The sequence below is a fragment of the Variovorax sp. CCNWLW225 genome (assembly GCF_037204045.1).
GTDB lineage: Bacteria > Pseudomonadota > Gammaproteobacteria > Burkholderiales > Burkholderiaceae_C > Variovorax.
In genome coordinates, this window is the sequence record NZ_JBBCBV010000006.1 from 47,097 (window position 1) to 72,990 (window position 25,894).

Genomic DNA, 25,894 nt, shown 5'->3' on the forward strand with positions numbered 1-25,894 from the left:
ATGTGTTCAGTGCGCGGGCGCGGTGCCCAGCGTGAGCCGGGCCTCCAGCCCGCCTTCGGCGCGGTTGTTCAGCGTGAGCTCGGCGCCCATCGCCATGGCAAGCTGGTGCGCAATGGCCAGGCCCAGTCCGGTGCCGCCGGTGCTGCGATTGCGCGAGCTTTCGACGCGGTAAAAGGGCTTGAGCACCGCTTCGAGCTCGTCGGGCGGAATGCCCGGTCCGTTGTCGAGCACGGCCACCACCAGCTTGCCGCCCTCGGCATGCACCTGCACGCGCACGTCGGTGCCGAACTTCAGCGCGTTGTCGATCAGGTTCATCAAGATCCTGCGCAGCGCGTTGGGTCGGCTCACGATGGGCGCGCCGGCCTTGCCTTCGAGCCGCACCTGCTGGCCCACGTCTTCATAGTCGGCCACCATGCTCTCGAGCAGCGCGTCGGCGTCGATGCGCAGCGGCGGCTCGGTCGCGCCGTGCAGCGTGCGTGCGTAGGTAACGCCCTCGCGCACAAGGGAGTTCATGGCGTCCAGGTCTTGCCGGAACTTCTCGCGGTCGTGCTCGTTGTCCATCAGGTCGGTGCGAAGGCGCATGCGCGTGATGGGCGTCTGCAGGTCGTGCGAAATGGCCGCCAGGATCTCGACGCGCTCGGCCATGTAGCCGGCGATGCGCTGCTGCATGGCGTTGAACGCGCGTGCCGCATGCGCAACTTCGCTGGGCCCGTCTTCCGCGAGCGCCTGGCCTTTGAGGTCAGGCCCGAGCTCATCGGCGGCGGCGGACAGTTGCGCAAGCGGCCGCGTGACCAGCCTCACCGCATACCATGCGCAAATGGCCAGCACCAGCAGTTGAACGACCAGCAGCCACATCACCCAGCCCGACACAGGCATGCCCACGCGCCTGGCATGCACCACCACGGTAGACCCATCACCCAGCCGCACCTGGATCTGCAGCCCCTCGGGCGGCCAGGCCACCTCTCCCACCTTGACGATCTCGAACGGGCGCATCGCTTCCACGATGGCGGCGGCAAACTGGCGCGAAGCGGGCGAGCCGGGCTCGGTACCCTCCGCGCTGCCGCCCAGCACAAAGCGGTAGTTGCGCCGCTCCAGCCGGTCGAGCCAGCTTGCGCGCTCGGCCGCGGGAAGGCGGTCGAGAATGGCGACCGAGCTGGCGATGTCGCGCTCGATGCCGATCATCATCAGCTCGCGAAGCGCCATGTTCCGCTCGTAGCGAATCGCGGCGAAAGTGAGCAGTTGCGCAACGGCCAGGCCCACCACGATGATCAGCGTCACGCGGTAGAACAGCGAACCCGGCAGCAGCCTGCGCCACCCCTTGGCACCGGCATTCGCGACATTCGCGGCACGGGCCGTGTTCGCAGAAGGGTTCGCAGGAGTGGGCATGGGCGCTTTCTTCTATGGGCGGCGTGACCGGGTCACACCAGGTTGATGGCAACGTCGATGTTGCCTCGGGTGGCCTTGGAGTATGGGCAGGTCTGGTGCGCCGCGTCGGTCAGGGCCTGTGCCACTTCGCGGTCCAGGCCCGGCAGGCTCACGTTCAGGCGCGCCTGCAAGAAATACTCGCCGCCGGCCATGCCCAGGTCGACTTCCGCGTCCACCGCCAGGTCGGGCGGCAGCGTGACCTTCATCTTGCCGGCCGCCTTGCCCATGGCGCCGATGAAGCAGGCGGACCAGCCGGCGGCAAACAGCTGCTCGGGGTTGGTGCCGGCGCCGGCGCTGCCGGGCGAAGAGAGCTTGATGTCCAGGCGGCCGTCGGAGCTGCGCGCTTCGCCGTCGCGGCCGCCCGAAGAGGTGTGGGTCTTGCCGGTGTAGAGGACTTTTTCGATGCGGGTCATGGTGATTCCTTGATGGAGGTTGACATACGTTGGTTTGCGAACGAACGGATTGTTGGGCCGCCCCTGCCCTGCCAAACCGCATTGCGTATGCCTATGTATCCGCGCAAGAAATCAACACACTACGTTTCACTGTTCGCAGCCTTCGGGCGGCGGTGACGCTACATTGCGGCTGCGGCGCCCCCCGCGCCATACCCTTCTCCTGTTCATTGCCATGACACCCAAGACTTCCGATCACATCCTCATCGTCGACGACGACCGGGAAATCCGCGAGCTGCTCACCACCTACCTGGTGAAGAACGGCCTGCGGGTGGTTGCGGTGCCCACCGGGCGGCACATGCGTGCCGCGCTCGAGGAGTCGGGCCCGTTCGACCTGATCATTCTGGATTTGATGCTGCCCGGCGAAGACGGGCTCACGCTGTGCCGGGACCTTCGCACCGGCAAGTACAAGGCCACGCCCATCCTCATGCTGACCGCACGCAGCGAGGAGGCCGACCGCATCCTGGGCCTGGAGATGGGCGCCGACGACTACCTGGCCAAGCCCTTTTCGGCGCGTGAACTGCTCGCGCGGCTGCGTGCCGTGATGCGCCGCACCCGCATGCTGCCGCCCAACATGAATGCCGCCGAGCCGGCGCAGAAGCTGGCGTTCGGCGAGTGGGAGGTCGACACGGTGGCCCGCCACCTCATCGACGAAAGCGGCGTGATGGTGGCGCTGAGCGGCGCCGAGTACCGGCTGCTGCGGGTGTTTCTGGACCACCCGCAGAAGGTGCTGAGCCGCGACCAGCTGCTGAGCCTGACCCAGGGCCGCGAGGCCGAGCTCTTCGAGCGCTCCATCGACCTGCTGGTGAGCCGGCTGCGCCAGCGGCTGCGCGACGATGCGCGCGAGCCGCGCTACATCAAGACCGTGCGGAGCGAAGGCTACGTCCTCGCTTCGTCGGTCGAGGCGAAAGACTGACCGACGCAATGCACTGGCAGTTGGTCGGGTTGCGCACCTCGTGCGCCACACCGCCTGCAAAAAAGAGCAGCGCAAACCAGAGCTTCTTCATTTGGCGCTCCCGCCCGGCGCCGGGGCAGCGGCCGCTACGGCCGAAGGTTCCGCAAGCAGCGCCTGGATCTTCTTCTCGGTGGCGCCGTAGCTGCCTTCGCCAAAGTGCGAGTAGGCGATGCGCCCCTCCTTGTCGATCAGGTACACAGCGGGCCAGTACTGGTTGTTGAAGGCCCGCCAGGTGCCGTAGCTGTTGTCCTGCGCCACGGCGTGCTTGATCTGCAGGCGCTGGATGGCGTCCTTCACGTTCTTCTTCGATTTCTCGAACGCGAACTCGGGCGTGTGCACGCCCACCACGGTCAGGCCCTTGTCCTTGTACTTCTCGTGCCACCCCTTCACGTGCGGCAGGTGGTTGAGGCAGTTGATGCAGGTGTAGGTCCAGAAGTCGACCAGCACCACCTGGCCGCGCAGCGCCTCGAGCTTGAGCGGCGGCGAGTTGAGCCATGTGTCGATGTTCTGGAACTCCGGCGCGGGGCGCACCACGCCCGCGGGCGTGTCGCCGCCGAGCCGTGGCGCGGCAAACGTCAGTGCGCCCACCGACGCGGCAATGGCCGCACCGATGGCAATGAGGGAGAGCTTCATGGTGGTTCCTTCGGGCGATGCGCAAGGGCGCAGTTGATGAGCTGTGGATTGTTTTTCGCCCACCGGCCACACGGCCCACATTGCGTATGCCACTGTGTCGAGACCGGGAAACCAACACACTACGTTGCACAACGACGGTCGCCCGCGCCTGGCTTCGGAGCACCGATCACCCATGAGTCGCAGGGCTTCTCGATCCGTCGGCTTGACCTCAAGTTAGGTTGAGGAAGCACATTGCGTCGCATGAACAGTGACCAGCAACCCTCCGGCCGTCCAGGCCGCATCGAGCAGGCGCTCGAAATCCATCGAAGCATTGCCGCATGCAATGAGTACCTTGCACGCAGCGACAACGTTCATTCGTTGACGGCGGCATTGATGCTGCCTTGCTACCGCGTCGAGTTCGGCCGGCTGACGCTCGCGATGTCTGCCGCAGAGAAGAACGAGCTGATGTCGCTGCTCCCCGCCGGGACGCAGTGACGCGGCGTTCTCAGTCTTCCGCGGGCTCGAGCCTGACCATCAGTCGGCGTGCGCCCGGCCCCTGCGATGCCAGCTTGTCGGCGGGATTGCGGAGGCGGCATCGGTCGATGGACAGGCAGCCGCAGCCGATGCAGTCGTCCAACGTGTCGCGCAGCTTCTTGAGCTGGGCCATGCGTTCGTCCAGTTCTGCGCGCCATGCGGCCGAAAGCCGTGCCCAGTCGGCTCGGCTGGGTGCGGCGGAGGTGGGAAGCGTGGCAAGGGCGTCGGCAATGTCGGCCAGCGCAATGCCCACGCGCTGCGCCACGCGGATGAACGCTACGCGCCGAAGCACGTCACGTGCATAGCGGCGGTGGTTGCTCGGCGCCCGATGGCTCGCAATGAGCCCCTTCGACTCGTAGAAATGAAGGGTGGACACGGGCACCCCACTGCGCTGCGCGACCTCGCCCACCGAAAGGCTGGCGGAAAAGTCGGGCGGTTCTGCTGGCTTGGATTTCTTCATCGAGACCTCTCGATCTCGACTTTAGTTGAGGTTTTGCTTCCCTCAAAAACCCGCCTGGCGAATCAGGCCGGCAGCAGGCCGCGCAGTGGCGGTTCGTCAGACGCGTTCCAGGATCACGGCAATGCCCTGCCCCACGCCGATGCACATGGTGCACAGCGCATAGCGTCCGCCGCCCTTGTGCAGCTGGTTGACGGCGGTGGTGGCCAGGCGCGCGCCGCTGGCACCCAGCGGGTGGCCGAGCGCAATGGCGCCGCCGTTGATGTTGACGCGCGCGTCGTCGTCCTTCAGGCCGAGCAGGCGCAGCACGGCAAGGCCCTGGGCCGCGAAGGCTTCGTTGAGTTCGATGACGTCGATCTGGTCGATGGTGAGGCCGGTGAGCGCCAGCACCTTTTGAGTGGCAGGCGCGGGGCCGATGCCCATCACGCGCGGCGCAACGCCGGCGGTGGCCATGCCGACCACGCGGGCGCGCGGTGTGAGCCCGTGCTTGGCGGCGCTCGCTTCGTCGGCCAGCAGCAGCGCGCAGGCGCCGTCGTTCACGCCGCTGGCGTTGCCCGCGGTCACGGTGCCGTCGGGGCGCACCACGCCCTTGAGCTTGGCGAGCGACTCCAGGCTGGTTTCGCGCGGATGCTCGTCCTTGTTGACGATGAGCGCATCGCCCTTTTTCTGGGGCACGGTCACGGGCACGATCTCGGCGTCGAAGAAGCCGGACTTCTGCGAGGCCACGGCGCGCAGCTGCGAGTTGAGCGCCATCAGGTCTTGCGCCTCGCGCTCGATCTTGTAGTCGGTGGCCACGTTCTCGGCCGTCTCGGGCATGGAGTCGACGCCGTACTGCGCCTTCATGAGCTTGTTGACGAAGCGCCAGCCGATGGTGGTGTCGTACACCGCGTTGTTGCGGCTGAAGGCGCTTTCGGCCTTGGGCATGACGAAGGGTGCGCGGCTCATGCTTTCCACGCCGCCGGCGATCATGAGGCCGGCTTCCCCGGCGCGGATGGCGCGCGCCGCGGTGCCCACGGCATCGAGGCCCGAGCCGCACAGGCGGTTGATGGTGGCGCCGCCGAGTTCGAGCGGCAGGCCCGCGAGCAGCGCCGACATGCGCGCGACGTTGCGGTTGTCTTCGCCGGCCTGGTTGGCGCAGCCGTAGAGCACGTCGCTCACGGCTTGCCAGTCGACGTTCTTGTTGCGTTCCATCAGCGCCTTGAGGGGCACGGCGCCGAGGTCGTCGGTGCGCACGCTGCTGAGCGAACCGCCGTAGCGGCCGAAGGGGGTACGAACGGCGTCGCAGATGAAGGCTTGGTTGGTCATGTCTTTTGTCTCAAAAGTGAATGAATCCGCTTCAGGCGGCAATGGGAAGGCCCACGAGCTTCTCGAGTTCTTCTCGGCTGAGGCCGTCGACCAGGTCGACGAGCTTCAGGCCCTGGGGCGTGCATTCGAGCGTAGCAAGGTCGGAGTACACCCGCTTCACACAGCCGATGCCGGTGAGCGGATAGGTGCATTCCTGCACCAGCTTGCTCGTGCCCTGCTTGGTGAGCAGGTCCATCATCACCCAGGTCTGCTTCGCGCCGATGGCCAGGTCCATGGCACCGCCGACAGCGGGAATGGCGTCTTTCTCGCCGGTGTGCCAGTTGGCGAGGTCGCCCGTGGCCGACACCTGGAAGGCACCGAGCACGCAAATGTCGAGATGGCCGCCGCGCATCATCGCGAAGCTGTCGGCATGGTGAAAGAACGAGCCGCCCGGCAGCAGCGTGACGGGCTGCTTGCCGGCGTTGATGAGGTCGTAGTCTTCTTCGCCGGCCGCGGGCGCGGGGCCCATGCCGAGAATGCCGTTCTCGCTTTGCAGGATGACCTCGCGGCCCACTGGCAGGTGGTTGGCCACGAGCGTGGGCTGGCCGATGCCCAGGTTGACGACGGCGCCGTCGAAGATGTCCTGCGCCACGCGGGCGGCGAGCTGGTCCTTGGTGCGACGTTGGTAAGTGCTGCTCATGTTCATGCTGCCTTCTTGAAACCGCCGGCTTGCGTGGCCACGCGTTCGATGCGCACCACCTGGTGCACGAAGATGCCGGGGGTCACGATGGTCTCGGGGTCGAGCGTGCCGAGTTCGGCAATGTCGTGCACGGTGGCAATGGTCTTCTTCGATGCCATGGCCATCACGGGGCCGAAGTTGCGCGCGGCCTTGCGGTAGACCAGGTTGCCCCAGCGGTCGCCGCGCTCGGCCTTGATGAGCGCCACGTCGCCGTGGATGGGGTACTCCAGCACATATTGCTTGCCGTCGATCTCGCGCGTTTCGCGGTCGCCAGCGAGTTGCGTGCCGTAGCCCGTCGGGCAGAAGAAGGCGCCAATGCCGGCGCCCGCCGCGCGAATGCGCTCTGCCAGGTTGCCCTGGGGCACCAGTTCGAGCTCGAGCTTGCCGCTGCGGTAGAGCCCGTCGAACACCTGGCTGTCGGCCTGGCGCGGAAAGCTGCAGATGATCTTGCGCACGCGGCCGGCCTTGAGCAACGCGGCCAGTCCGGTTTCGCCGTTGCCGGCATTGTTGTTGACGACGGTGAGGTCCTTGGCGCCCTGCTCGACGAGGCCGTCGATGAGTTCGCCGGGAATGCCGGCGGTGCCGAAGCCGCCGATGAGAACCGTGGCGCCGTCCTGGATGCCTTCAAGGGCATCGGCGACCGAGCGCGCGATCTTGTTGATCATGAAGCCTGTCTCCGGGAGTGCAGAAAGAAACCGAACTGCCTGCGATCCACTCGGGCGACCCGATCGATCCTGCGAATCGCTGATTTTGTTCGCGTAAAGAACATTTGTTCGTATAATGAATTCTAAAGAGGATCACCCCGCATGGCAACCCACGCTCTGAAAACCGCTACGCCCAGGACGACGCCCGAGGCACCCGCCCCCGGCGACAGCTACGTGCAGTCGTTTGCGCGCGGCCTGCAGGTGATTCGCTCGTTCAGCGAAAGCGCCCCCCGGCAGACGCTGAGCGAGGTGGCGGCCGCGAGCGGGCTCACGCGGGCCGGCGCGCGGCGCATTCTGCTCACGCTGCAGACCCTGGGCTATGTGGTGACCGACGGCAAGCTCTTCACGCTCACGCCGCGCATCCTCGACCTGGGCTTTGCGTACCTCTCGTCGATGCCTATATGGAACCGCGCCGAGCCGGTGATGGAAGCGCTGGTGCAGCAAGTGCAGGAGTCTTGCTCGGCCGCCGTGCTCGACGCGACCGACATCGTCTATGTGATGCGCGTGCCGACCAAGAAGATCATGCACATCAGCCTGGGCGTGGGCTCGCGGCTGCCGGCGTACTGCACTTCACTGGGCCGGCTGCTGCTGGCCGACCTAGAAGACAACGAGGTGCGCGCCCGGCTCGAAGCCTCGAGCATCGAGCCGCTCACCAAACACACGGTGACCGACATCGATGCGCTCATGACGAAGGTGGCGCAGGCAAGAAGGCAGCAGTGGTGCCTTGTGAACCAGGAGCTTGAGGAGGGCCTCATCTCGGTGGCCGCCCCCATCGTCAACCGCCAAGGCCGGATGGTCGCGGCACTGAACATCAGCGGCCAGGCCAACCGCACCAGCGCCAAGGTGATGCAGGAGACCATGCTCCCGGCGCTGATCGAGGCCGCAAAGAAGGTCTCCCAACTGCTTTAGGCGCACTGGAGGGCGTGCTAGCCCTCCGACTGGATGCCCTTCATGATGATCACGCCGCCCAGGCGCGCCGTGTCGGAGCGCATGCGCTTGGCCAGTGCATCGGGCGTGCCCGGCTGCGCCTGCCAGCCGGTCTTCAGCAGGGCCTGGCTCACATCGGGCGAGCTGGTCACTTCGACCAGCGCGGCATTCAGCTTGGCAACGGCCGCCGGCTTCATGCCCGCAGGCGCGGCCAGCGCGGTCCAGATCTCGAGGTCGGCGCCGCGCACGTCGGCATCGCGAATGGTGGGCAACTCGTTGGCCAGCGGGCTGCGCTCGGGCGAGGTCACGCCAATGGCCTTGATCTTTCCGGACTTCACATGCGGCAGTGCCAGGCCGGGCGGCAGCAGCGCGAGCTGGATCTCGCCGGCCAGCAAGCCCGCGATGACCTGCGGGTTGCCGGTGTAGGGCTTGTGCTGCGCGGTGATGGCGGCGCGGCTCTTGATGAGCTCCATGCCCAGGTGGCCCACCGTGCCCACGCCCGGCGTGCCGTACTTGCCGCTGCTGCTCAGGTTGCGCGTCCACAGCAGCAGCTCGGCCGCGGTCTTGCCGGGCGCGTTGCCCGAAACCACGAGCACCAGCGGTGCGGTGCCGATCATGCCGACCGGCAGGAAGTCTTTCTCGGGGTCGAAGCTGAGCTTGGGGTTGAGCAGCTTCGCAATGGTGAGATTGCCGTTGATCAGTGCCCCGATGGTGTGGTCGTCGGTGGCCTTGGCCACCTGGTCGGCCACGAGGTTGCCGCTGGCACCCGGCTTGTTCTCGACCGTGACCGGCTGCCGCAGGATCTTCGACAGCGGCTCGGCGATGGCGCGGGCCGCCAGATCGGGCGATGCACCGGCGGGAAAGCCCACGAGGATGCGAACAGGCTTGGTGGGCCACGCGTCGCCGCCGGCCGCGCCGGCTGCGGGGCGCTGCTGCGCCAGGGAACCCGGCGCAAAAAGCGACGCGGCAAATGCTGCTGCGCCGCTTTCCAGCAAGCGGCGTTTGGTGATCTTCAAGGTGGCTCCAGAGAGTGAAGGAACTGGGAGATTGCTGACAATCTGCTTACACAACGTTACATGATCGTGCTGCGTTGCGCAAGTCGATGCGTATTCATCGATGTGGGCATGCATCGGCCTGTTGACGGCTGCGCAATCCGGTGCATTGGGCCTCGGATTTGCCGATGTATCCGCAAGTTAACCGCCCACATACAATCCTTGCCGCATCTCCCTTTCCCTCCTACGAGGTCTTGCCCGCAATGCCCAAGAGCCCCCTCCCGCGCGCCCGTTTCAGCCTTACTCCTGCCGTGCGCGCCCTGCTCCTGGCAACCGCCTGCGGCATGGCACTGCCCGCGCTCGCCGCGGCCGAGCACGATGAAGTCGACCGGCTCATGCAGGCCGGCAAGCTCGACGAGGCGATGGGCCGCGCCGACGCCTTCCTGAAGGACAAGCCGAAAGACCCGCAGATGCGCTTCCTCAAGGGCGTGATCCAGCTCGACACCGGCAAGCGCGCCGAAGCCATTGCGGCTTTTACGCAACTCACGCAAGACGCACCCGAGCTTCCCGAGCCCTACAACAACCTGGCGGTGATCTACGCGAGCCAGAACCAGTTCGACAAGGCGCGCAGCGCGCTTGAAAGCGCGATTCGCACCAACCCGAGCTACGCCACGGCGCAAGAAAACCTGGGCGACGTGTACGCGCGGCTGGCCAGCCAGGCCTACAGCAAGGCATTGCAGCTCGACCAGAACAACACGGCGGTGCAGCCCAAGCTCGCGGTGATCCGCACCTTGTTCACTCCCGCGCCGGCCGGCAAGCCCACGGCAGCGGTGGCGGCGGCAGCGCCCACTGCTGTGGCGAAGGCACCCGTCGCGGCGGCACCGATGCCTGCGCCCGCACCCGCTCCAGTCGCCAAGGCGGCGCCCCTCGCACCGGCGCCCGCGGTGGTTGCGAAAGCGCCGGAAGCTTCGGCACCGCCCGCTTCGGCACCTACGGCCGCAGCTGCACCCGCACCCGCATCCGCATCCGCACCGTCCGCAGCCTCCCCCGCCGCAACAGTCGAAGTGGAATCCGCCGTGCGCGGATGGGCTTCTGCGTGGGCGGGCCAGGACATGGACCGTTATCTCGCCGCCTACGGGCCCGACTTCAATCCCGGCGGCGGACAAAGCCGCAAGAGCTGGGAAGAAGAGCGCCGCGCGCGCATCGTCGGCAAGTCGAGCATCAGCGTGAACATCGAAAACCTGGTGATCAACGTCAACGGCCAGGCGGCAACCGCCAAGTTCCGGCAGATCTACCGCGCCGACAACCTCAACATCTCGAGCCGCAAGACGCTGGAGCTGCAGCGCTCCGGCAACCAATGGCAAATTCGCAAGGAAAGCGTCGGCGGATAGTGGCGGACCTCGTCCGGCACGCCCGGCCACAGAACTCTCCGCTGCAACTCGGCCGCACAAGGCTTGCCGCACTCCTGGCGACATCGGCCCTGCTGCTGGCGGCGCCCGGCGCGGCCGGCGCGTCGACGCAGGCTCCATCGGGCAGCGCCAAGGCGAGTAGCGCGAAGCCCAAGTCGTCTGGCGCCGCACGCACGGCTGCACACGGGGCCAGCAAGGCAGCAAAAGCCGGTACCCGGAAGGCCTCCGCAGCCGCAACCAAGACAGCGGCGGCCAAGCCCACACCGCGTAAAGCGGCTGCATCGGCCGCCATCCAGGAAGCCACGGGCGCCGAAGCCCGCCTGATTGCTGTCTATGAACTGTTCGGCCGCGGCAAGACCCGGCCTGCGCTCGCAAAGGCACGCGACCTGGTGCGCGACTATCCCAACTTCCAGCTCGCCCAGCTCGTCTATGCCGACCTGCTGGCAACGCAGGTGCCGCCCGCCCACGCCTTCTCCGACGCCGGCATTGCGCGGCTGCGCAGCGATCCGGCAATGGCCGACCTGCGCGAAGAATCCCGGCGTCGCCTGCAGGCCCTGCGCGAGCGGCCGCCGGCCGGCACCGTGCCCTCCCAGTTCCTGGCGCTGTCGACGCGCAGCCGCTATGCCATTGCGGTCGATGCCTCGCGCTCCAGGCTTTACCTGCTCGAGAACTCCGACAAGGGACTGCAGCTCGTGGCCGACTACTACGTGTCGGTCGGCAAATCGGGCATCGACAAGGCCACCGAAGGCGATGCACGCACGCCGCTGGGGGTGTACTACATCACCAGCAGCCTGGACCCCAAGTCGCTGCGCGACTTCTACGGCGCCGGCGCGCTGCCCATCAACTACCCCAACCCGTATGACGTGCGGCGTGGCAAGACCGGCGGCGGCATCTGGCTGCACGGCACTCCGTCGCAGCAGTTTGCCCGCGCACCGCAGGCCAGCGACGGCTGCGTGGTCATGGCCAACCCCGACCTGAAGCAATTGCTGCGCAAGGTGCAGATCGGCGCCACGCCGGTAATCACGGCGCAAAGCCTGCAATGGATCTCGCCGCCGCAGGCCGAAAAGGAAGCCCAGGCGTTCACAAGCACCATCGCGGCCTGGAAAGAGGCGCGGGCCGCCGGCAATGAAGCGCAATTGAAGAAGTTCTATTTGCCGGATTTCCAGCGCAGCAACAATAAAAAATCCACTGAAGGATTTGCAGCCCTCCACGACGAAGTGGAATACGCGCAGGGCAAGCGCGTCCAGTTCAAGGATGTGTCCTATCTGCATTGGCGCGACGGCGACGACACCATGGTCGCCACCTTCGGCGAGGTCTTCGAAGGCGAAAAGAGCGGGCGTACACGCCGCCAATACTGGCTGCGCCAAGGCAGCGATTGGAAGCTTTTTTACGAAGAAGTACTGGGCTAGGTACCCACTTAGGCCCTCCTGCTGACGGGGTTGTGCCCGAAAAATGTGATTTTTTCCTCAGACGGAACACCAAACTTGGGTGTTACATCTGGCTTCACATCGTCAGTGTTACGTAACACGTAACCCATTTGTTCCCGTAACAAGAATCTTTCGCACGTTCCGCGAAGCCGTAACGTGCGTCCCACATTCATGGGATACGGGCGCTCGGCCACAGAGGGAAGAATGCATTCCCAAGACGCCTGCTTCCCTCTGAGGGAGAAACTTCCAAGAGTTCGCCAGAAGGCTGGCCGCTATCGTGCTTACACCTTCTTGCTAGCACAGTAACGGCAGTGCCTCACGGGTTCACCTCCTTGATACACGGAGTTACGCTGTATAACATTCACCTTGCCAGTCGTTGTAACAACTTTCAAAAGGGGTAAATCATGCTCAATTCAATTACTCGTTTTCTGCGTGACGAAGAAGGTGCCACCGCAATTGAATACGGAATTATTGCGGGACTGATTTCGGTTGTGATGATCACGGCAATTATCGGAGACGGTGGAATCGGAAAAAGCCTAGAAGCCATTTGGGGAAGCATTAAATCCTCCATTGCAACCGCCGCCACCCCGCCAGCACCTTGAGGTGTCGGAAAAGCAATGAAATCAGTCTTTTTGATCTGGTTGCTACTCATTGCCATCTATGACTTCCGGCAGCGCCGCGTTCCCAATTGGCTTGTGCTTGCAGGTGCCTTCCTGGCTCTTGCGGCGCTTGCAACGGGAATGGCTCCCATCGAGCAAGACTGGACTGGCGCCCTGCTCGGCGCAGGCATCGGCTTCGGCTTTCTGCTTCTTTTCTATGCACTCCGAGTCATGGGAGCCGGCGACGTGAAGTTCGCCGGAGCTCTCGGACTCTGGGTGGGCCTTTCTGCGCTGCCGCCGATATGGCTCGTCGGCAGCCTCCTTGCCGGTCTTCATGCCGCGCTTTGGCTCGCGCTCCAGCGCTGGCCCGTTTTCCCCCGGCTTTCGCTGGCGCTCTTCGGGCCGTCGTCTTCGCCGGAGGGCCAGCCGGCGCCAGCCCGGGTTCGATTTATTCCTTATGCGGCCTACCTCGCGCTGGCCGCCGCGGTGTGGATGGTTTGGGGTCGACAGGGTAGCTAGCCGCCCCGTCACCACGAGTTGTTCATCAATGACTCTCGAATGGCCCCTTCCTTGACCTGCCGCCCATGATCAATCTCACCAAAATCGTTGCCGCCGTCCTCGTGCTCCTGGCCCTCGCGCTCGGCGGCTATGCATGGCTGCTCAGCCGGCAGCCGCCACCGCCGGTCGCGGTCGCCCCTTCGGCCACCGCCGCGGCCAAGACGGCCCAGGCGCAAACCTTCCGCGTGGTCGTGGCGTCCAAGCCCCTGCCCGCGGGCCGCGCGATTCCGGCCGACGCGCTTCGCGTCGAACGCCTGACCATCAATCCCGCAGGCGCTTTCCAGGAGACGGCGCCGCTTGCGGGCCGGGTGCCCGTCATCGACCTGGGCGAGGGCACGCCGCTGGTCGAAGGGCAGCTGGTGTCCGGCCTGGCCCTGCGCGTCGGCGAAGGCGAACGCGCGGTCGCCATCAAGGCCGACGAGGTCATGGGCGTGGGCAACAAGGTACGGCCCGGCGATTTCGTCGATGTCTTCCTGATGCTCAAGTCCGACGGCAAGGACATCGACCGCAGCCAGGCGCGCCTGCTGCTGTCGCGCAAGCGCGTGCTGGCCTACGGCGGCGCCTCCATCGACGGCATGCCCACCGGAATGGACAAGAACGGCGCGGCCCAGCAGCAGGCCCAGCGCGCCGAGGCCGCCCGCACCGCCGTGCTCGCAGTGCCCGTCGATGACATCAACCGGCTGACGCTCGCCGAGAGCAGCGGCCGCCTGCTTCTGGCGCTGCGCAACCCCACCGACATGTCGGAACCCGATCCGAAGCTTTTTGCCGAACTGCCCACGGCGCTGCAGCCGGTGGCGCAAAAAGCCGGCGAAGCCCGCAGAGCCCCGCTCGAAGGCCTGGACCGCGCCCAGGCCGGCATGACCGCCGTCGACTTTGTGACGGGCGGCAAGGCGGGCAGCTCGCGAGTGCCGACCGTTGCCGCCGCAGCCCCGGCAAATCCCCCGGCCCGCACGGGCGGTTCCCGCGGCGGACTGCAGGTCGAGGTCATTCGCGGCGACCGCAGCGAAACCATCAACTACTGATCAGCAACCAGTGGCACGCACATGCAAGCCACCCACGAAACGAACACCATGACGATCGCCCCTTGTGCGAAAACAACCGGCACGGCGCGCTTCACGCGCCCGACCCTTGCGGTGCTGTGCCTGCTGGCCTCGGGCGTCTGGGCGGTGGCGCCCGCAACGGCGGCCGATGCAGCGGCGGCGCCTGCGCGCGCTGCGCTTCAACTGCGCATCGATGCGGGCACGCAAAAGGAACTGCTGATCGGCAAGGGCATCGAGCGCATGGCCATTGCGGACGAAACCGTGGCGGGCGTTGCGCTCACCCGCCAATCGCCCAACTCGCCGGCGGCGCGCCTCATCGTCACCGGCAAGGCGGCCGGCCGCACCACGCTCATGGTCTGGGAAAAGGGCCAGGCCAACGCCATCGTCTATGCCCTTGAAGTCCGGCGCCGCACCTCCACGCTCAATGGCTCGCTCAACAGCATGGAGGCGCACCAGGAGGCGCGCGATGCGGCCATGTCGGCCGGCGGAGAAAAGTCGGCGCTGATCGATCGCTCGGTGGTCAATGTGCGCAGCAACACGGTGCAGGTCGAGGTCAAGATCGTCGAGTTCAACCGCAGCGTGCTCAAGCAGGCCGGCCTCAACATCTTCAGCACGCGTGCCAACTCCAACGGCTTCAGCTTCGGCGTGTTCACGCCGTCGTCGCTGCGTTCGGCCTCGTTCGCTCCGGACGGCTCGCTCAGCGGCGAACACAACAACCCGCTCGCGCAGGCATTCAGCCTTCTGTTCAATTTCGGCAAGGCCGGCATTGGCCTGAACGTGGGTTTTCTCGAGGGCAACGGCATGGCCCGCGTGCTCGCGGAACCGACGCTGGTGGCGCTCTCGGGCCAGAGCGCAAGCTTTCTGGCGGGCGGCGAACTGCCCGTTCCGGCGCCCCAGGGCCTGGGCACCACGAGCATCGAATACAAGCCCTTCGGCATCGGCCTCACCCTCACGCCCACGGTGCTGTCGAACGATCGCATCGTGCTCAAGGTAGCGCCGGAGGCCAGCGACCTGGACTACACCAACTCGCTCAGCATCGGCGGCGTGGCCGTGCCCGCCATCAGCACGCGGCGCGCCGACACCACGGTGGAACTCGGCGACGGCGAGAGCTTCATCATCGGCGGCCTCGTGAGCCGCACCACCACGTCGAACGCCGACAAGGTTCCGCTGCTCGGCGACATCCCGGTGCTCGGAACCTTCTTCAAGCAGAACAAGTACCAGATGAGCGAGAAGGAGTTGGTGATCCTCGTCACGCCGCACCTGGTGAAGCCGATCGCGCGCGGCACCGATCTGGGCCCGTACCTTCCCGGCGGCGCCGAGCAGCGCGACGGACCTGTATGGCGCGCTCATCTTCTGGGGCCCGCTTCGGGCACCACTGTTCCGGGCTTCTCACGTTGACTGAAACAAACCCCACAGATCCGGTGGCAGACGCCATGAACGCTCCCCGCGACAGCCTTCCAGACATCGGTGCGGAGACCTACCTCTTCGCATCGCCCAACAGCGGCCACATCAACTGGCTGACCGATGCACTCGCCCGGCTGGGCACGGTGGTGAACCTTCCCGCCGAGGCCAAGTCGCTGGACGAGCGCATGGCCATGCTCGGCCCCGCCGCGGTGTTTCTCGATTTTTCGGGCGACCACGCCGCGGCGGCAAGCGAGCTTCACCAGCGCCTCAAGCGCGAATGGCCCACGCTGCCGGTGCTGGCCACCGGCGTTTCGGCGGAGCCCGGTTCCATGCTGGCCGCATTGCGCGCAGGCGTGGACGACTTCGTGGACATGGCCGCGCCGCCGACGGACGCGGTCAACACGCTGCGCAAGCTGCTCGAGCGCCAGAGCAGCCTGCCGGGCCGCACGCGCGGACGCACGCTGGCCCTGCTCGGCGCGCGCGCCGGCATCGGCGTGACCACGCTCGCGGCCAGCCTGTCGCTCGTGCTCAAGGACCAGCTGTGCCAGGCCGGCGCCCTGCCCCAGGCCGGCCGCAACACGCGCGGCGGCGTCGCACTGCTCGACCTCGGGCTTCCGGCGCGAGACGGTCTGCTTTATCTCGACACGCAAAGCGGCTTCAGCTTTGTCGACGGCGTGCGCAACCTGCGCCGCCTCGACCAGACGCTGCTGCACACGGCGCTGGCCCATCACGCGAGCGGTGTGGCCGTGCTCCCGCTTCCCGCGAGCCTTGCGCAGGTGCGCGAGATCTCGCATGCGGATTCGGTGGCGCTGATCAAGCGGCTCGGTGATTTTTTCGATTTCCAGATTGCCGACCTCGGAGGCTTTTCGACGCTGGACTTCGTCGCGCAGACGGTGAAGGCGGCGCCGCGCAGCTGGGTGGTGTGCGACCAGAGCATCGGTGCCATCGTTTCCACGGCGACCATGCTCAAGGAACTGCGCACGCGCGGTGTGGAGACCCAGCAGCTGTCGCTCGTGGTCAACAAGTTCGACAGCCATGTGGGCCTGTCCGCCAAGGACGTTGCCGAACGGCTCGAACTGCCGCTGCACCACGTGGTGCCGGCGCGCAGCACGCAACTGCTGGCGGCGGCAAGCCGCGGCGAAATGCTGGTGCGCACCGCGCGCAACGACGCCTATTCGCAAGCGGTGGCCGAGCTCGCGCGCGGCCTGCACCAGGAATTCGTGTCCGGCACAGGCCAGCCACCGGCCAAGGAATCCCGCTGGGCGGCACGCATGCCGCGAATTGCCGGTCTCTGGAAAAGCTCTAGCGAAGGTTGAACCGCCCTTATGTCCAACGATCTCGAATTCGCCGACGACGACCAGGCGTTCATCAACTCCCAGCAGTTCCAGGACATCAAGAGCTGGACGCACGACCATCTGCTGAGCCGCATCGAAGAGCTCGGCGCGGAATTCGGCCGCTGGTCGCGCGCGTCGATCCAGCAGTTCGTCGAACTGGAGGTCGACAGCTTCGTGCGGCTGCGCCGGGTGCCGATCAACGACCGCGAGATGCAGCTCATCTCCGACGCGCTGACCAAGGAGCTTGCGGGTTTCGGCCCGCTGGAAGACCTGCTCAACGATTCGGCCGTCGAAGACATCCTGATCAACGGCTACCAGAACGTGTACGTGTCGCGCCACGGCATGCTCGAGCGCGAGACGGTGCGCTTTGCCGATGCGGAGCACGTGATGCGCATCGTGCGCCGCATCCTCGCGCCGCTCGGCCGGCGGCTGGACGAATCCAACCCGATGGTCGATGCGCGCCTGCCGGACGGTGGCCGCATCAACGTGATCATCGAGCCGCTGGCGATCGACGGGCTCTCGGTTTCCATTCGCAAGTTCCGCAAGGAGCCGCTCACGCCGGCCGACATGGTGAAGCTCGGCACCTTCGACGCGGGCATGGCGCAGCTGCTGGAGATCGCGGTTCGCGCGCGCTGCAACATTCTTGTGAGCGGCGGCACCAGTTCGGGCAAGACCTCTCTGCTCAATGCGCTGGCCACCTTCATTCCGCCGCGCGAGCGCGTCATCACCATCGAAGACACGGCGGAGCTTTCGCTCGGCACCAGCCACGTGGTGCGGCTCGAAAGCCGACCGGGCGGATTCGACGGCACCGGCGTGGTGTCGATCCGCGACCTGCTGCGCAACAGCCTGCGCATGCGGCCCGACCGCATCATCGTGGGCGAGGTGCGCGGCGCCGAAGTGATCGAGATGATGCAGGCAATGAACACGGGCCACGAAGGCTCGATGGGCACCATTCACGCCAGCTCGCCGCGCGAATGCCTGTACCGCCTTGAAATGCTCGCGGGCTTTGCGGGCTACCAGGGAAGCGAAGTGAGCCTGCGCCGGCAGATTGCCAATGCCATCGATTTCATCGTGCAGATCGGGCGCCTCTCGAACGGGCAGCGCCGCATCCTCTCACTGAGCGAAGTCACAGGCGTCAACGACAATGTTGTGGCCATGCAGGAGCTCTATCGCTACGAGCCCATCACGTCGCCCGACGGCGAGGAGCGCGACCGCTGGATATCGCTGGGCATTGCGCCGCATTCGCCCAAGATCACGCGCTTCAGGCAGTCGCTCACACGCGCGCAGCAGGGAGACAACAACCGTGCGTGAAATGCTGCTCGCGGTGGCCTGCCTCGCGCTGCTGTTCGCAGCCGCGGGGCTGCTGCTGTGGCAATGGGCCAAGGGCCGCCAGGCACGCCAGGCGGCTGCGCGGCACCTGAACCAGCAGATCCAGGCCAGCACGGCCGCCGGTGCACCGACGCCGATGCCCATCCCCTTGCGGGACCCGGCCAACGACCACCTCATGGCCGGCGTGACCTCGGACCCATGGCTCAACGCCGACGCAGGCACCCCGGCCGCCGCACCCGCAGGGTTGCTCGAGAAGGCCTTGCCCGAATGGCTGATCGGCGTGATCGCTCCGCGCACGGCCGCGCTGGGGCTGGCCGCCGTCGTGGCTGCGGCCGCACTCGCCGGCCTGCTTGCCGGCTGGGTATCGGGCCTGAGTGCGCTCGCGCTGCTGGCTGTTCTCTCGGCGTTCGCGGTCTGGCTGCGGCTGCAGAAGTTCCGCCGCAAGCTCGTGAGCCAGCTGCCCGGGTACATCGACGCGATGGTGCGGCTGATCACCATCGGCAACTCCACGCAGGCGGCTTTCCAGCTTGCGATTGCCACCACCGAGGCGCCGCTGCGCGGCCAGCTGGAGCGCTCTGCATCGCTGGTGCGCGCGGGCATGGAGCTGGACCGCGCCCTGCACCAGACGGCCAGCAATGTGCGCATCGAGGAAATGTTCCTGCTGGCTTCCATCCTCGGCCTGGGCGTGCGCTACGGCGGGCGCTCCGACCTGCTGCTGGAGCGCGTGGGCAACTTCATGCGCGATCGCGAGCAAGCCGAGCATGAGCTGCTCGCCCTGTCGTCCGAAACCCGGCTTTCGGCCTGGATTCTCGGGTTGCTGCCGGTGAGCGTGGGCGCCTTCTTCATCCTCACCAATCCCGGCTACTTCATGGGAATGTGGAACGACGGGACCGGCCGCATCATGGTCCTCTCGGCCGCGGGCTTTCAACTGTTCGGTGCGGCGCTCCTTTACCGGCTGGCGAAACTCACATGACCTTCACCACCAACCAGTTGGCGATCATCAGCCTGGCGTTGCTGGCCCTGGGCCTCATGGCCGGTGCAGGCGCGCTGATTGCGGCCGAGCTGCGGCGCGCGCGCAGCGGCAAGGTCATCGGCCGCGCCATCCAGCAGGTCACCACGGCGCCGGGCGGATCCGCGGTGTCCGTCGATGCGGCCGACGTGTTCAACGCCTCGGCAAAGCCCGACATCGATTTGCCGTTTCACTGGCTCGATTCACGGATCGGCCGCGCGCTCGTGGCCAACGAGGACCGCAACCTCATCGATCAATGCGGCTTTTCCTCGAAGCGCGCGCAGCTGGTCTTCCTGGTGACTCGCATCCTCTTCACGTTCCTTCTTCCCTTTGCCGTCTACGTGTTGTGGAGCGCGGGCCGGCCGCAGCGAACGGTCACCATCGTGCTGGCGGTCGCGTTCGTCATCGGCTTCATGGCACCCAAGTGGGTGCTCGGCCGCATCGCCGCCAAGCGCCGCGAGCGGGTGAACCAGGAACTGCCGCTGTTCATCGACCTGCTTCGCCTTCTGCAAGGCGTGGGGCTGAGCCTGGACCAGAGCCTGCAGATCATGGCCAGCGACTTCTCGCACGTGCTGCGCGTGCTCGGCTACGAGCTGACCTTTGCCAACAACCAGTACAGCCGCGGCCGCAGCCGCGAGCACTCGCTGCAGCGCCTTGCAACCCTGCACAAGAACGAGAACCTCCGCGGGCTCGTGTCCTTGCTGGTGCAGGTCGACAAGCACGGCGGCGCCGTGCAGGAGCCGCTGCGCGTCTTCAGCGACCGCTTGCGCGAACACCGGCGTTCCGAAATGAAGGAACGCATCGGAAAGATCACCGTGAAGATGACCGCCGTGATGGTGACCACGCTGCTGCCGGCGCTGGTCATCGTCACTGCGGGGCCGGCCTTTCTGGCCATCTTCCGTTCACTGGGAATCGCCGCCAAATGAAGCCACTCGACCTTTGCGCAAGCCCGCGTCCTGCTTGCCGCCTGCTGGCCATCGCCTGCGCGGCGGCTGCGGCGTTGGCCCTCACCGGCTGCGCCGGCCCCAAGGACCAGTACGCCGCCAGCGCCGATGCGCAGCAGCGCATGGCCGCCGAAGCCGCCGCGGACACCAAGGCCGGTGCGGCCGTGTACACCCAGCCCACCTATCTCAAGCTCGTCGAGCAGATGCAGAAGGAAGACCTGTGGTTTGCATCGCTCGCGCACATCGACGCCCTGGAGCAGCGTTGGGGCGTGTCGCCCGAATCCACACGCACGCGCGCCGAAGCGCTGCGCCACACCGGACAGGCCGCAGCCGCCGAAGCCGCCTACAAGCGCCTGCTGGCCACGCCGCTGGCAAGCGCGGGCTACCGTGGCCTAGGCCTCCTGGCGGGCATGCGCGGCAACTATGCCGAGGCGGTCCAGCTGCTGGCGCAAGCGCAGCGCCGCACTCCGACCGATGCGCTGCTGCTGAGCGATCTCGGCTACGCGCACCTGGGCGCCGGCCAGATCGAGGAAGCGCGGCTGCCGCTGATGCAGGCCCTGCAACTGCGCCCCGACAGCACCCAGGCGCAAGCCAATCTTGCGCTTTACCTCGAAGTGACCAACCAGTCCGACCGGGCGGCAGCGCTGATGGATGCCCACCGCATGCCCCAACCGACACGCCTGGCCGTGCGCGAAGCGGCACTGCAGATGCGCGCATCGGGCAGGCTGCCCACACCCGTTGCTGCTACTGCAGCGGCGGGAACTCGCGCCGAACCTGTTGTGGCGCCCCTTGCGCTCAAGCCGTCCCGATGGACAGGCGCGGGCGGCATGAGGACCGCAAGCCAGACCAACCCTTCGGCCTCCGCACCTGAAGCGCCGCTTTCACTGAACTCGACCTCGCGAGGTACCCCATGAACCACCAGCTTGCCGAACGGGTTGCGTTGACAGCCGCACTCTTCTTCATGGCGACCACCGCCTGGGCGCAAGCCGTGCCGCCAGCGTCGCACCCCACGGAGGCGCAGAAGACGCAGGAGGCGCGGGAGGTCGAAGCTGAGGCCGAGGCTGAAGAGTTCGAATCGCCGCCACCGCTGCTGATGGGCGATGCCACGCAGAGCCTGCTCGCCTGGCAACGCAGCGGAGAAATCGCCTCGCGCACACCCCGGCCCATTGCCGGCAGCGTGGCCAGCCGCAGCTATGAGCGCTACATCAAGAGCTTCGAGCACCCGATCCCCGAGCACCTCGGCTCCACGGTGAGCAAGTCGAAGGGCGGCGGTGGCGCCTCTTCTTCCGGAGGACGGTAGGCAAAACGCCGACCCTCGCCGCGCAAGAGAACCACAATGGAAACACGCAGCCACGCAAATCCCGGACGCGCCCAACACGGCGTGTACGCGATCGAGTTTGCGTTCGTGTTCCTGATCATCTTTGCGCTGCTGTACGCGGTGATTTGCTACGGCTTCTTGTTGACGATGCGCATGAGCCTGCAGAACGCGGCGGAAGACGGCGCCCGTGCAGGGCTGCGTTACCAGAGCAGCCTCGAAGCCAGAAAAACCAAGGCCAACGACATTGCCGTAGAGCGCAGCGACTGGCTGCCCGCGGGCCTGAAAGCGAACCGGAATGTCGAGGCAAGAATTTGCCTGGCTGGAACGGACGACTGCTCGCAGGTGGCACCCCCGTGCGGCCCGGAATGGAACAACCGGTGCCAAGTGGTCGTGACCGTTGCTGTCAGCGGCATAGACACGTTGTTTCCCGCGTTCCCGAGCTTTGCGGTTCCCGCACGGATTGCGGGCCAGGCCAGCATGCTGCTCGACGGGAGGTCGTTGTGAAGCCCGGCCGGCTCAAGCTCGAACGGGCCATGGCTCGCCGCCAGCGAGGCGTGGCTGCCATCGAGTTTGCGCTCGTCTTCGGAGTTCTGTTCCTCAGCATCTATGGCCTCGTGACGTTCTGCGGCGTTCTGTACGTGCAGCAGGTCATCTCTCGCGCGGCTGAGGATGGCGCGAGAGCGGCTCAGTCTTTTCGCAGCGACACGCCGGCCGCAGAACTGCAGACGAATGTTCGGACGGCGGTCTATCGGTCGCTGGCACTCTCGACGATTACCCCCGCTTCCGCAGGCAGCGCGCCTTCGTCAAAAGAGACTTGGCTTCGCGCGAAGATGGCGTCACCGGAAGTGACAGTTTCGACTGGAGAAATCGCGGTAAGGGTGACATACCCCTACCGCGAAAACCCGCTGCTGCCGGCCGTTCCGCTGACCGGCAGCTGGATGCCTGAGCACCTGCTTGGCAAGGCCACGGCCGCCAGATCTTCTTCATAGGCAGATGCGAACAATGCGCGCATTCAATCGAAGAGCAGCACGGCGGCAACGCGGGTCAGTGGTCATCACTTCGGTCATCGCGTTGAGCCTTCTGGTCATCGTGCTCGTCGGCATTGAGCTGGGCTACATGTTCTTTCTGAAGCGCGAGCTTCAGAAGACCGCGGACCTTGCTGCGCTCGCCGGAGCACAGGCACTCGAAGACGAAAGCTGCACAACCGCTACGGCGGCTGCAATTGCCAATGCGGCACGGAACCTTCCCACGGGGATGGCAGCGCTCGGTGCAGACAGCGTGGTGTGCGGGCATTGGGATCCTTCATCAAGGCCAACTGCCCCTCACTTCGGACCGCCAGAGAGCGGCCAGCGGTTCAACGCAGTACGGGTGACCTTCAGCCGAACCCCTGCACTGCTGCTTGCAGGTATTCCCGGCAATGAGCCAAGGCCTATCGGCGTCGATGCGCTGGCGGCTCGAAAGCACCCGCTCGCGGCATTGAACATTCGCAGCACGCTGGTCAGCGTGGACAGCACGCAGTCCCCGTTGCTCAACGCGGTGTTCGGTGGTCTTCTGGGCGGAAGCCTCAGCCTCGACGCGGTGGGTTGGAACGGCTTGATCAACACCGACCTCAAGCTGCTGACCTTCCTCGACGAGCTGGCCCTTCAACTGGGCATCGGCGCAGGAAAGTACGACCAGGTCCTCGCCACCGATGTTTCGGTGGGCACGCTGGTGCAAGCCATGATCAATGCGCTGCAGCGCAGCGGGAGCGCCGCTCAAGTGGCGATAGACGCGCTCAACCTGGTAAAGATTGCAGCGAACGCCGCTCCCGCCCAGCCGCCGCTGAAGCTCGGCGACCTGCTCGGCGTGCAGGCCGGCACGGACGCAGCGGGGCTGGACACCAGCATCCAGCTCTTTCGATTGCTGCAGGGCGTGGTTCAGGCCGCCAATGGCAAGAGCGGCCTCGCCGCCGATGTGAATCTTGCGGGGCTCACTGCCAGCGTCAAGATCATCGAACCACCGCAGGTGTCCGCCATCGGCGATCCGGCGCTCGCCAAGCTCAATCCCACCGGACCGGACCAGATATTCGTGCGAACAGCCCAGGTACGCACATTCATTTCGATTGCCATGCCCGCGCTGGACGCTGTGACCAATGTAGCCAACGCGGTACTCGCAATGGTCTCACCCGTCACAGATCTTTTGAAGAACCTCCTCGGCCTGAACCTCGTGACAGGGCTCACGAACATTCTCAATTGCGCTCTCGGATGTACGCGGGATGTAACCGACATCAAGATACTTCCACCACCGTTGAGGCTCGACATCAGCCTGGACGCGGGCAGCGGCGCATCGCGGGTGACAGACTTCAGCTGCGCAGCGGGCGCCAAATCGCTCACGGCTCAAACCACGACTTCGATCGCGAACTTGCGCGTCGGGAGCCTGGGTGCCACAGCCGCGATTGCAAAGGCCAATGCCTTTGCGTCGACTACGCCACCCGCGGTGAGCGCAGTGCCTATCATCGACATCGGGTCCCAGACTTGCCTGCTTGCGCCACTCGGGTTGGCGGTGATCAGCTGCAATGCTGGAAGCCGCAAGGCTTTCCATGGCGGTGGTCTCGGTATTCAAGCATCCCTTCCCATCGGCTCCTCGACTCAATCGCAGCTATTCCAGAATCCACCAGAGCTGGAAGCGCCGCCTGCATACCTGGAAATTTCCACGCAGAACATCGTCGACAGCCTGAGCAACACCCTCTCGGGGGTGAGCAATCTGTTGACGGTTATCCCACCCAATCCCCCCGTATCGGCTGCAAATCTTCCGAACTTTCTTACAGCGTTGAACAATGCATTGGGCGGAGTGATCGCCGCTGTTCAGGATGTAGTGTCGGATGCACTGAGTCCGCTCCTGGATCCGCTGCTGACAACCTTGCTGAGCGACGTGCTCGGCGCCAACCTCGGCCAGACAGAAGTCGGTGCCCGCTTGAGCTGCTCCAAGGGCGCCGAGCTTGTCTATTGAAATACGTATTCCCCTGTCATGAGCGCTCCCCCCAACTTCGACGAACTCGACCTCTTTGTCTGGGAAGGCAAGGCCGACATCCTCGACCGCATCGCGCGGTGCATGGCGAGCTTCGACGTGGAGGTGATTCGCGCCGATGGCATGCCGGCGCCGCAGCAGGAGCGCGGCACTGCCCTTCGGCCGTCGGTTGCCATCATCAGCGTCACGGTCATTGACAGCGGTGCGCTCGCCCATGCGACCGAGTTGCTGCAGGGCATGCCGGTGATCTGGGTGGCGGCGGCTTCGCGCGAGCGCGATTCGCGCACTTACCCGCCGGAGTACCTGCACGTTCTGCCGTACGACTTCACCTGTGCCGAGCTGCGCACGATGGTGGCAAAGCTGGTGCGGCAACTGCGGGCGCGCGACGTAGCGCCGCAGGCGCCCGATGTGCTGGTGGCGCATTCAGACGCGATGAAATCGCTGCTTGCCGAAGTGTCCGCCTTTGCCGACTGCAACCACAGCGTGCTGGTGCGCGGCGAAACGGGCGTGGGCAAGGAGCGCATTGCGCAGCAGTTGCACCTGGGGCACCAGCACTACAGCAAGGGCGCGTTCGTTGCGGTGAACTGCGGCGCGATTCCCGACGGCCTGTTCGAATCGCTTTTCTTCGGCCACACCAAGGGCTCGTTCACCGGCGCGGTGCATGCGCATCGCGGTTATTTCGAGCAGGCGACGGGCGGCACGCTGTTTCTCGACGAAATCGGCGACTTGCCCAAGTACCAGCAAGTCAAGCTGCTGCGCGTGCTGGAAGACAACGCGGTCACGCGGCTGGGTGCCACGGCACCGGTTCGCGTCGACTTTCGGCTGGTGGCCGCGACCAATCGCAACCTGCGCGAGATGGTGGCCAACGGCGAGTTCCGTGCCGACCTGTTCTACCGGCTCGCGGTCATCGAACTGCATGTGCCCAGCCTCGAGGAGCGCGGCGAGATCGACAAGATCGCGATCTTCAAGGCACTGCTCGCCAACGTGCTGGGCGACGAGCTCGAGGCCTTGGGCGAAACGCCGCACTGGCTGAGCGATGCGGTGGCGGAAACGTACTTTCCCGGCAACGTGCGGCAACTGCGCAACCTGGCCGAGCGGGTGGGCGTGATTGCACGGCAGCTGCATGCATGGGACCAGAACCTGATTCAGCGCGCCATTGCACTCACGCGCGGCACGCCGACGCCCACGCCGGGCTCGGCCGAAAGAAACGGACACAACGGCAGCGCCAACGGCGTGGCGCTCGACGGCAACGGTGACCGCAAAGGATGGAACGGCAGCGAGCGCAATCGCATCATCGCGGCGCTGGAGATCAACGACTGGAAGCGTCAGGACACCGCGCAGCATCTGGGCATCAGCCGCAAGGTGCTGTGGGAAAAGATGCGCAAGTATCAAATCCTCGACGGAGAGCCAGGCATCCCCGAGGACGCCTGAGCCCCTCG

27 protein-coding genes are annotated in these 25,894 nt (G+C 65.9%); 19 read left to right on the plus strand and 8 right to left on the minus strand.

Annotation, left to right across the window (positions count from 1 at the left end):
- Nucleotides 1–6: 6 nt before the first annotated feature.
- Entirely contained in the window at nt 7–1,386 is a 1,380-nt protein-coding gene (locus V9L20_RS12975; RefSeq protein ID WP_337296911.1) for an ATP-binding protein, read from the minus strand.
- 32 nt (nt 1,387–1,418) lie between these two features.
- A complete protein-coding gene (locus V9L20_RS12980; protein ID WP_337296912.1) occupies nt 1,419–1,838 on the minus strand; it encodes an organic hydroperoxide resistance protein in 420 nt (139 codons plus the stop codon).
- A gap of 211 nt (nt 1,839–2,049) precedes the next feature.
- On the opposite strand from V9L20_RS12980, the gene V9L20_RS12985 reads away from it, so the two are divergent.
- The gene (locus tag V9L20_RS12985; protein WP_126747108.1) at nt 2,050–2,790 is read left to right on the plus strand and encodes a response regulator; all 741 of its coding nucleotides are present in this window, start codon (nt 2,050–2,052) and stop codon (nt 2,788–2,790) included.
- 87 nt (nt 2,791–2,877) lie between these two features.
- On the opposite strand, the gene V9L20_RS12990 is transcribed toward V9L20_RS12985, so the two are convergent.
- Nucleotides 2,878–3,462 (minus strand): thioredoxin family protein, encoded by a 585-nt coding sequence (locus V9L20_RS12990; RefSeq protein WP_337296913.1) that lies wholly within the window; start codon nt 3,460–3,462, stop codon nt 2,878–2,880.
- A gap of 240 nt (nt 3,463–3,702) precedes the next feature.
- Between V9L20_RS12990 and V9L20_RS12995 the strand changes: the two genes are divergently transcribed.
- Entirely contained in the window at nt 3,703–3,936 is a 234-nt protein-coding gene (locus tag V9L20_RS12995) for a hypothetical protein (RefSeq protein ID WP_337296914.1), read from the plus strand.
- A gap of 10 nt (nt 3,937–3,946) precedes the next feature.
- On the opposite strand, the gene soxR is transcribed toward V9L20_RS12995, so the two are convergent.
- The 4 genes from soxR to V9L20_RS13015 form a co-directional block, all read right to left on the minus strand.
- Nucleotides 3,947–4,435, minus strand: coding sequence for a redox-sensitive transcriptional activator SoxR (gene soxR / locus V9L20_RS13000; RefSeq protein ID WP_337296915.1), 489 nt, complete (start codon nt 4,433–4,435; stop codon nt 3,947–3,949).
- A gap of 96 nt (nt 4,436–4,531) precedes the next feature.
- Nucleotides 4,532–5,737, minus strand: a complete 1,206-nt coding sequence (pcaF, locus tag V9L20_RS13005; protein ID WP_337296916.1) for a 3-oxoadipyl-CoA thiolase — start codon at nt 5,735–5,737, stop codon at nt 4,532–4,534.
- A gap of 31 nt (nt 5,738–5,768) precedes the next feature.
- On the minus strand, nt 5,769–6,422 hold the full coding sequence (locus V9L20_RS13010; protein WP_337296917.1) for a 3-oxoacid CoA-transferase subunit B: 654 nt from the start codon (nt 6,420–6,422) through the stop codon (nt 5,769–5,771).
- Nucleotides 6,419–7,120 (minus strand): 3-oxoacid CoA-transferase subunit A, encoded by a 702-nt coding sequence (locus tag V9L20_RS13015; RefSeq protein WP_281148309.1) that lies wholly within the window; start codon nt 7,118–7,120, stop codon nt 6,419–6,421. The genes V9L20_RS13010 and V9L20_RS13015 overlap by 4 nt, the downstream gene beginning before the upstream one ends.
- Before the next feature lie 141 nt (nt 7,121–7,261).
- On the opposite strand from V9L20_RS13015, the gene V9L20_RS13020 reads away from it, so the two are divergent.
- Nucleotides 7,262–8,068 carry an IclR family transcriptional regulator domain-containing protein gene (locus V9L20_RS13020; RefSeq protein WP_337296918.1) on the plus strand — a complete coding sequence of 269 codons (807 nt, stop codon included), beginning with the start codon at nt 7,262–7,264 and terminating at the stop codon, nt 8,066–8,068.
- A gap of 17 nt (nt 8,069–8,085) precedes the next feature.
- Here the strand turns inward: V9L20_RS13020 and V9L20_RS13025 are convergent, their stop codons facing one another.
- Nucleotides 8,086–9,102, minus strand: coding sequence for a Bug family tripartite tricarboxylate transporter substrate binding protein (locus tag V9L20_RS13025; protein WP_337296919.1), 1,017 nt, complete (start codon nt 9,100–9,102; stop codon nt 8,086–8,088).
- A 239-nt stretch (nt 9,103–9,341) separates the two neighbouring features.
- On the opposite strand from V9L20_RS13025, the gene V9L20_RS13030 reads away from it, so the two are divergent.
- The 16 genes from V9L20_RS13030 to V9L20_RS13105 all read left to right on the plus strand — a co-directional run bounded on the left by V9L20_RS13030 (nt 9,342) and on the right by V9L20_RS13105 (nt 25,886).
- Complete coding sequence (locus tag V9L20_RS13030) at nt 9,342–10,469, plus strand: nuclear transport factor 2 family protein (protein WP_337296920.1); 1,128 nt, start codon at nt 9,342–9,344, stop codon at nt 10,467–10,469.
- Nucleotides 10,469–11,896 carry a L,D-transpeptidase family protein gene (locus V9L20_RS13035; protein WP_337296921.1) on the plus strand — a complete coding sequence of 476 codons (1,428 nt, stop codon included), beginning with the start codon at nt 10,469–10,471 and terminating at the stop codon, nt 11,894–11,896. Before V9L20_RS13030 ends, V9L20_RS13035 begins: the two co-directional genes overlap by 1 nt.
- A gap of 422 nt (nt 11,897–12,318) precedes the next feature.
- On the plus strand, nt 12,319–12,516 hold the full coding sequence (locus V9L20_RS13040) for a Flp family type IVb pilin (protein ID WP_258502325.1): 198 nt from the start codon (nt 12,319–12,321) through the stop codon (nt 12,514–12,516).
- Between the two features lie 15 nt (nt 12,517–12,531).
- On the plus strand, nt 12,532–13,032 hold the full coding sequence (locus tag V9L20_RS13045) for an A24 family peptidase (RefSeq protein WP_258502326.1): 501 nt from the start codon (nt 12,532–12,534) through the stop codon (nt 13,030–13,032).
- A 65-nt stretch (nt 13,033–13,097) separates the two neighbouring features.
- A complete protein-coding gene (cpaB, locus tag V9L20_RS13050) occupies nt 13,098–14,093 on the plus strand; it encodes a Flp pilus assembly protein CpaB (protein WP_337296922.1) in 996 nt (331 codons plus the stop codon).
- Nucleotides 14,094–14,141: 48 nt separating this feature from the next.
- Entirely contained in the window at nt 14,142–15,509 is a 1,368-nt protein-coding gene (locus tag V9L20_RS13055; RefSeq protein WP_258502329.1) for a type II and III secretion system protein family protein, read from the plus strand.
- 35 nt (nt 15,510–15,544) lie between these two features.
- Nucleotides 15,545–16,831: an AAA family ATPase gene (locus V9L20_RS13060; protein ID WP_337296923.1), complete on the plus strand. Its 1,287-nt coding sequence runs from the start codon at nt 15,545–15,547 to the stop codon at nt 16,829–16,831.
- A gap of 9 nt (nt 16,832–16,840) precedes the next feature.
- A complete protein-coding gene (locus V9L20_RS13065; protein WP_258502332.1) occupies nt 16,841–18,160 on the plus strand; it encodes a CpaF family protein in 1,320 nt (439 codons plus the stop codon).
- A gap of 1 nt (nt 18,161) precedes the next feature.
- Nucleotides 18,162–19,151, plus strand: a complete 990-nt coding sequence (locus V9L20_RS13070) for a type II secretion system F family protein (protein ID WP_337297041.1) — start codon at nt 18,162–18,164, stop codon at nt 19,149–19,151.
- Nucleotides 19,148–20,113 carry a type II secretion system F family protein gene (locus tag V9L20_RS13075; RefSeq protein WP_337296924.1) on the plus strand — a complete coding sequence of 322 codons (966 nt, stop codon included), beginning with the start codon at nt 19,148–19,150 and terminating at the stop codon, nt 20,111–20,113. Before V9L20_RS13070 ends, V9L20_RS13075 begins: the two co-directional genes overlap by 4 nt.
- A complete protein-coding gene (locus V9L20_RS13080) occupies nt 20,110–21,045 on the plus strand; it encodes a hypothetical protein (protein WP_337296925.1) in 936 nt (311 codons plus the stop codon). The genes V9L20_RS13075 and V9L20_RS13080 overlap by 4 nt, the downstream gene beginning before the upstream one ends.
- Nucleotides 21,042–21,431: a DUF3613 domain-containing protein gene (locus V9L20_RS13085; RefSeq protein ID WP_337296926.1), complete on the plus strand. Its 390-nt coding sequence runs from the start codon at nt 21,042–21,044 to the stop codon at nt 21,429–21,431. Before V9L20_RS13080 ends, V9L20_RS13085 begins: the two co-directional genes overlap by 4 nt.
- A gap of 36 nt (nt 21,432–21,467) precedes the next feature.
- Entirely contained in the window at nt 21,468–21,953 is a 486-nt protein-coding gene (locus V9L20_RS13090) for a TadE/TadG family type IV pilus assembly protein (RefSeq protein WP_337296927.1), read from the plus strand.
- 29 nt (nt 21,954–21,982) lie between these two features.
- Nucleotides 21,983–22,438 carry a TadE/TadG family type IV pilus assembly protein gene (locus tag V9L20_RS13095; protein ID WP_337296928.1) on the plus strand — a complete coding sequence of 152 codons (456 nt, stop codon included), beginning with the start codon at nt 21,983–21,985 and terminating at the stop codon, nt 22,436–22,438.
- A gap of 58 nt (nt 22,439–22,496) precedes the next feature.
- Nucleotides 22,497–24,437, plus strand: coding sequence for a TadG family pilus assembly protein (locus V9L20_RS13100; protein ID WP_337296929.1), 1,941 nt, complete (start codon nt 22,497–22,499; stop codon nt 24,435–24,437).
- 18 nt (nt 24,438–24,455) lie between these two features.
- Nucleotides 24,456–25,886, plus strand: coding sequence for a sigma 54-interacting transcriptional regulator (locus V9L20_RS13105; RefSeq protein WP_337296930.1), 1,431 nt, complete (start codon nt 24,456–24,458; stop codon nt 25,884–25,886).
- Nucleotides 25,887–25,894: the final 8 nt, after the last annotated feature.

Excerpts from the sequence above, each read along its gene's own strand:
- V9L20_RS12975 (WP_337296911.1), bottom strand. The coding sequence starts at position 1,386 with ATGCCCACTCCTGCGAACCCTTCTGCGAACACGGCCCGTGCCGCGAAT.
- V9L20_RS12980 (WP_337296912.1), bottom strand. The coding sequence starts at position 1,838 with ATGACCCGCATCGAAAAAGTCCTCTACACCGGCAAGACCCACACCTCT.
- V9L20_RS12985 (WP_126747108.1), top strand. The coding sequence starts at position 2,050 with ATGACACCCAAGACTTCCGATCACATCCTCATCGTCGACGACGACCGG.
- V9L20_RS12990 (WP_337296913.1), bottom strand. The coding sequence starts at position 3,462 with ATGAAGCTCTCCCTCATTGCCATCGGTGCGGCCATTGCCGCGTCGGTG.
- V9L20_RS12995 (WP_337296914.1), top strand. The coding sequence starts at position 3,703 with ATGAACAGTGACCAGCAACCCTCCGGCCGTCCAGGCCGCATCGAGCAG.
- soxR (WP_337296915.1), bottom strand. The coding sequence starts at position 4,435 with ATGAAGAAATCCAAGCCAGCAGAACCGCCCGACTTTTCCGCCAGCCTT.
- pcaF (WP_337296916.1), bottom strand. The coding sequence starts at position 5,737 with ATGACCAACCAAGCCTTCATCTGCGACGCCGTTCGTACCCCCTTCGGC.
- V9L20_RS13010 (WP_337296917.1), bottom strand. The coding sequence starts at position 6,422 with ATGAACATGAGCAGCACTTACCAACGTCGCACCAAGGACCAGCTCGCC.
- V9L20_RS13015 (WP_281148309.1), bottom strand. The coding sequence starts at position 7,120 with ATGATCAACAAGATCGCGCGCTCGGTCGCCGATGCCCTTGAAGGCATC.
- V9L20_RS13020 (WP_337296918.1), top strand. The coding sequence starts at position 7,262 with ATGGCAACCCACGCTCTGAAAACCGCTACGCCCAGGACGACGCCCGAG.
- V9L20_RS13030 (WP_337296920.1), top strand. The coding sequence starts at position 9,342 with ATGCCCAAGAGCCCCCTCCCGCGCGCCCGTTTCAGCCTTACTCCTGCC.
- V9L20_RS13040 (WP_258502325.1), top strand. The coding sequence starts at position 12,319 with ATGCTCAATTCAATTACTCGTTTTCTGCGTGACGAAGAAGGTGCCACC.
- V9L20_RS13045 (WP_258502326.1), top strand. The coding sequence starts at position 12,532 with ATGAAATCAGTCTTTTTGATCTGGTTGCTACTCATTGCCATCTATGAC.
- cpaB (WP_337296922.1), top strand. The coding sequence starts at position 13,098 with ATGATCAATCTCACCAAAATCGTTGCCGCCGTCCTCGTGCTCCTGGCC.
- V9L20_RS13055 (WP_258502329.1), top strand. The coding sequence starts at position 14,142 with ATGACGATCGCCCCTTGTGCGAAAACAACCGGCACGGCGCGCTTCACG.
- V9L20_RS13060 (WP_337296923.1), top strand. The coding sequence starts at position 15,545 with ATGAACGCTCCCCGCGACAGCCTTCCAGACATCGGTGCGGAGACCTAC.
- V9L20_RS13065 (WP_258502332.1), top strand. The coding sequence starts at position 16,841 with ATGTCCAACGATCTCGAATTCGCCGACGACGACCAGGCGTTCATCAAC.
- V9L20_RS13070 (WP_337297041.1), top strand. The coding sequence starts at position 18,162 with ATGCTGCTCGCGGTGGCCTGCCTCGCGCTGCTGTTCGCAGCCGCGGGG.
- V9L20_RS13075 (WP_337296924.1), top strand. The coding sequence starts at position 19,148 with ATGACCTTCACCACCAACCAGTTGGCGATCATCAGCCTGGCGTTGCTG.
- V9L20_RS13080 (WP_337296925.1), top strand. The coding sequence starts at position 20,110 with ATGAAGCCACTCGACCTTTGCGCAAGCCCGCGTCCTGCTTGCCGCCTG.
- V9L20_RS13085 (WP_337296926.1), top strand. The coding sequence starts at position 21,042 with ATGAACCACCAGCTTGCCGAACGGGTTGCGTTGACAGCCGCACTCTTC.
- V9L20_RS13090 (WP_337296927.1), top strand. The coding sequence starts at position 21,468 with ATGGAAACACGCAGCCACGCAAATCCCGGACGCGCCCAACACGGCGTG.
- V9L20_RS13095 (WP_337296928.1), top strand. The coding sequence starts at position 21,983 with ATGGCTCGCCGCCAGCGAGGCGTGGCTGCCATCGAGTTTGCGCTCGTC.
- V9L20_RS13105 (WP_337296930.1), top strand. The coding sequence starts at position 24,456 with ATGAGCGCTCCCCCCAACTTCGACGAACTCGACCTCTTTGTCTGGGAA.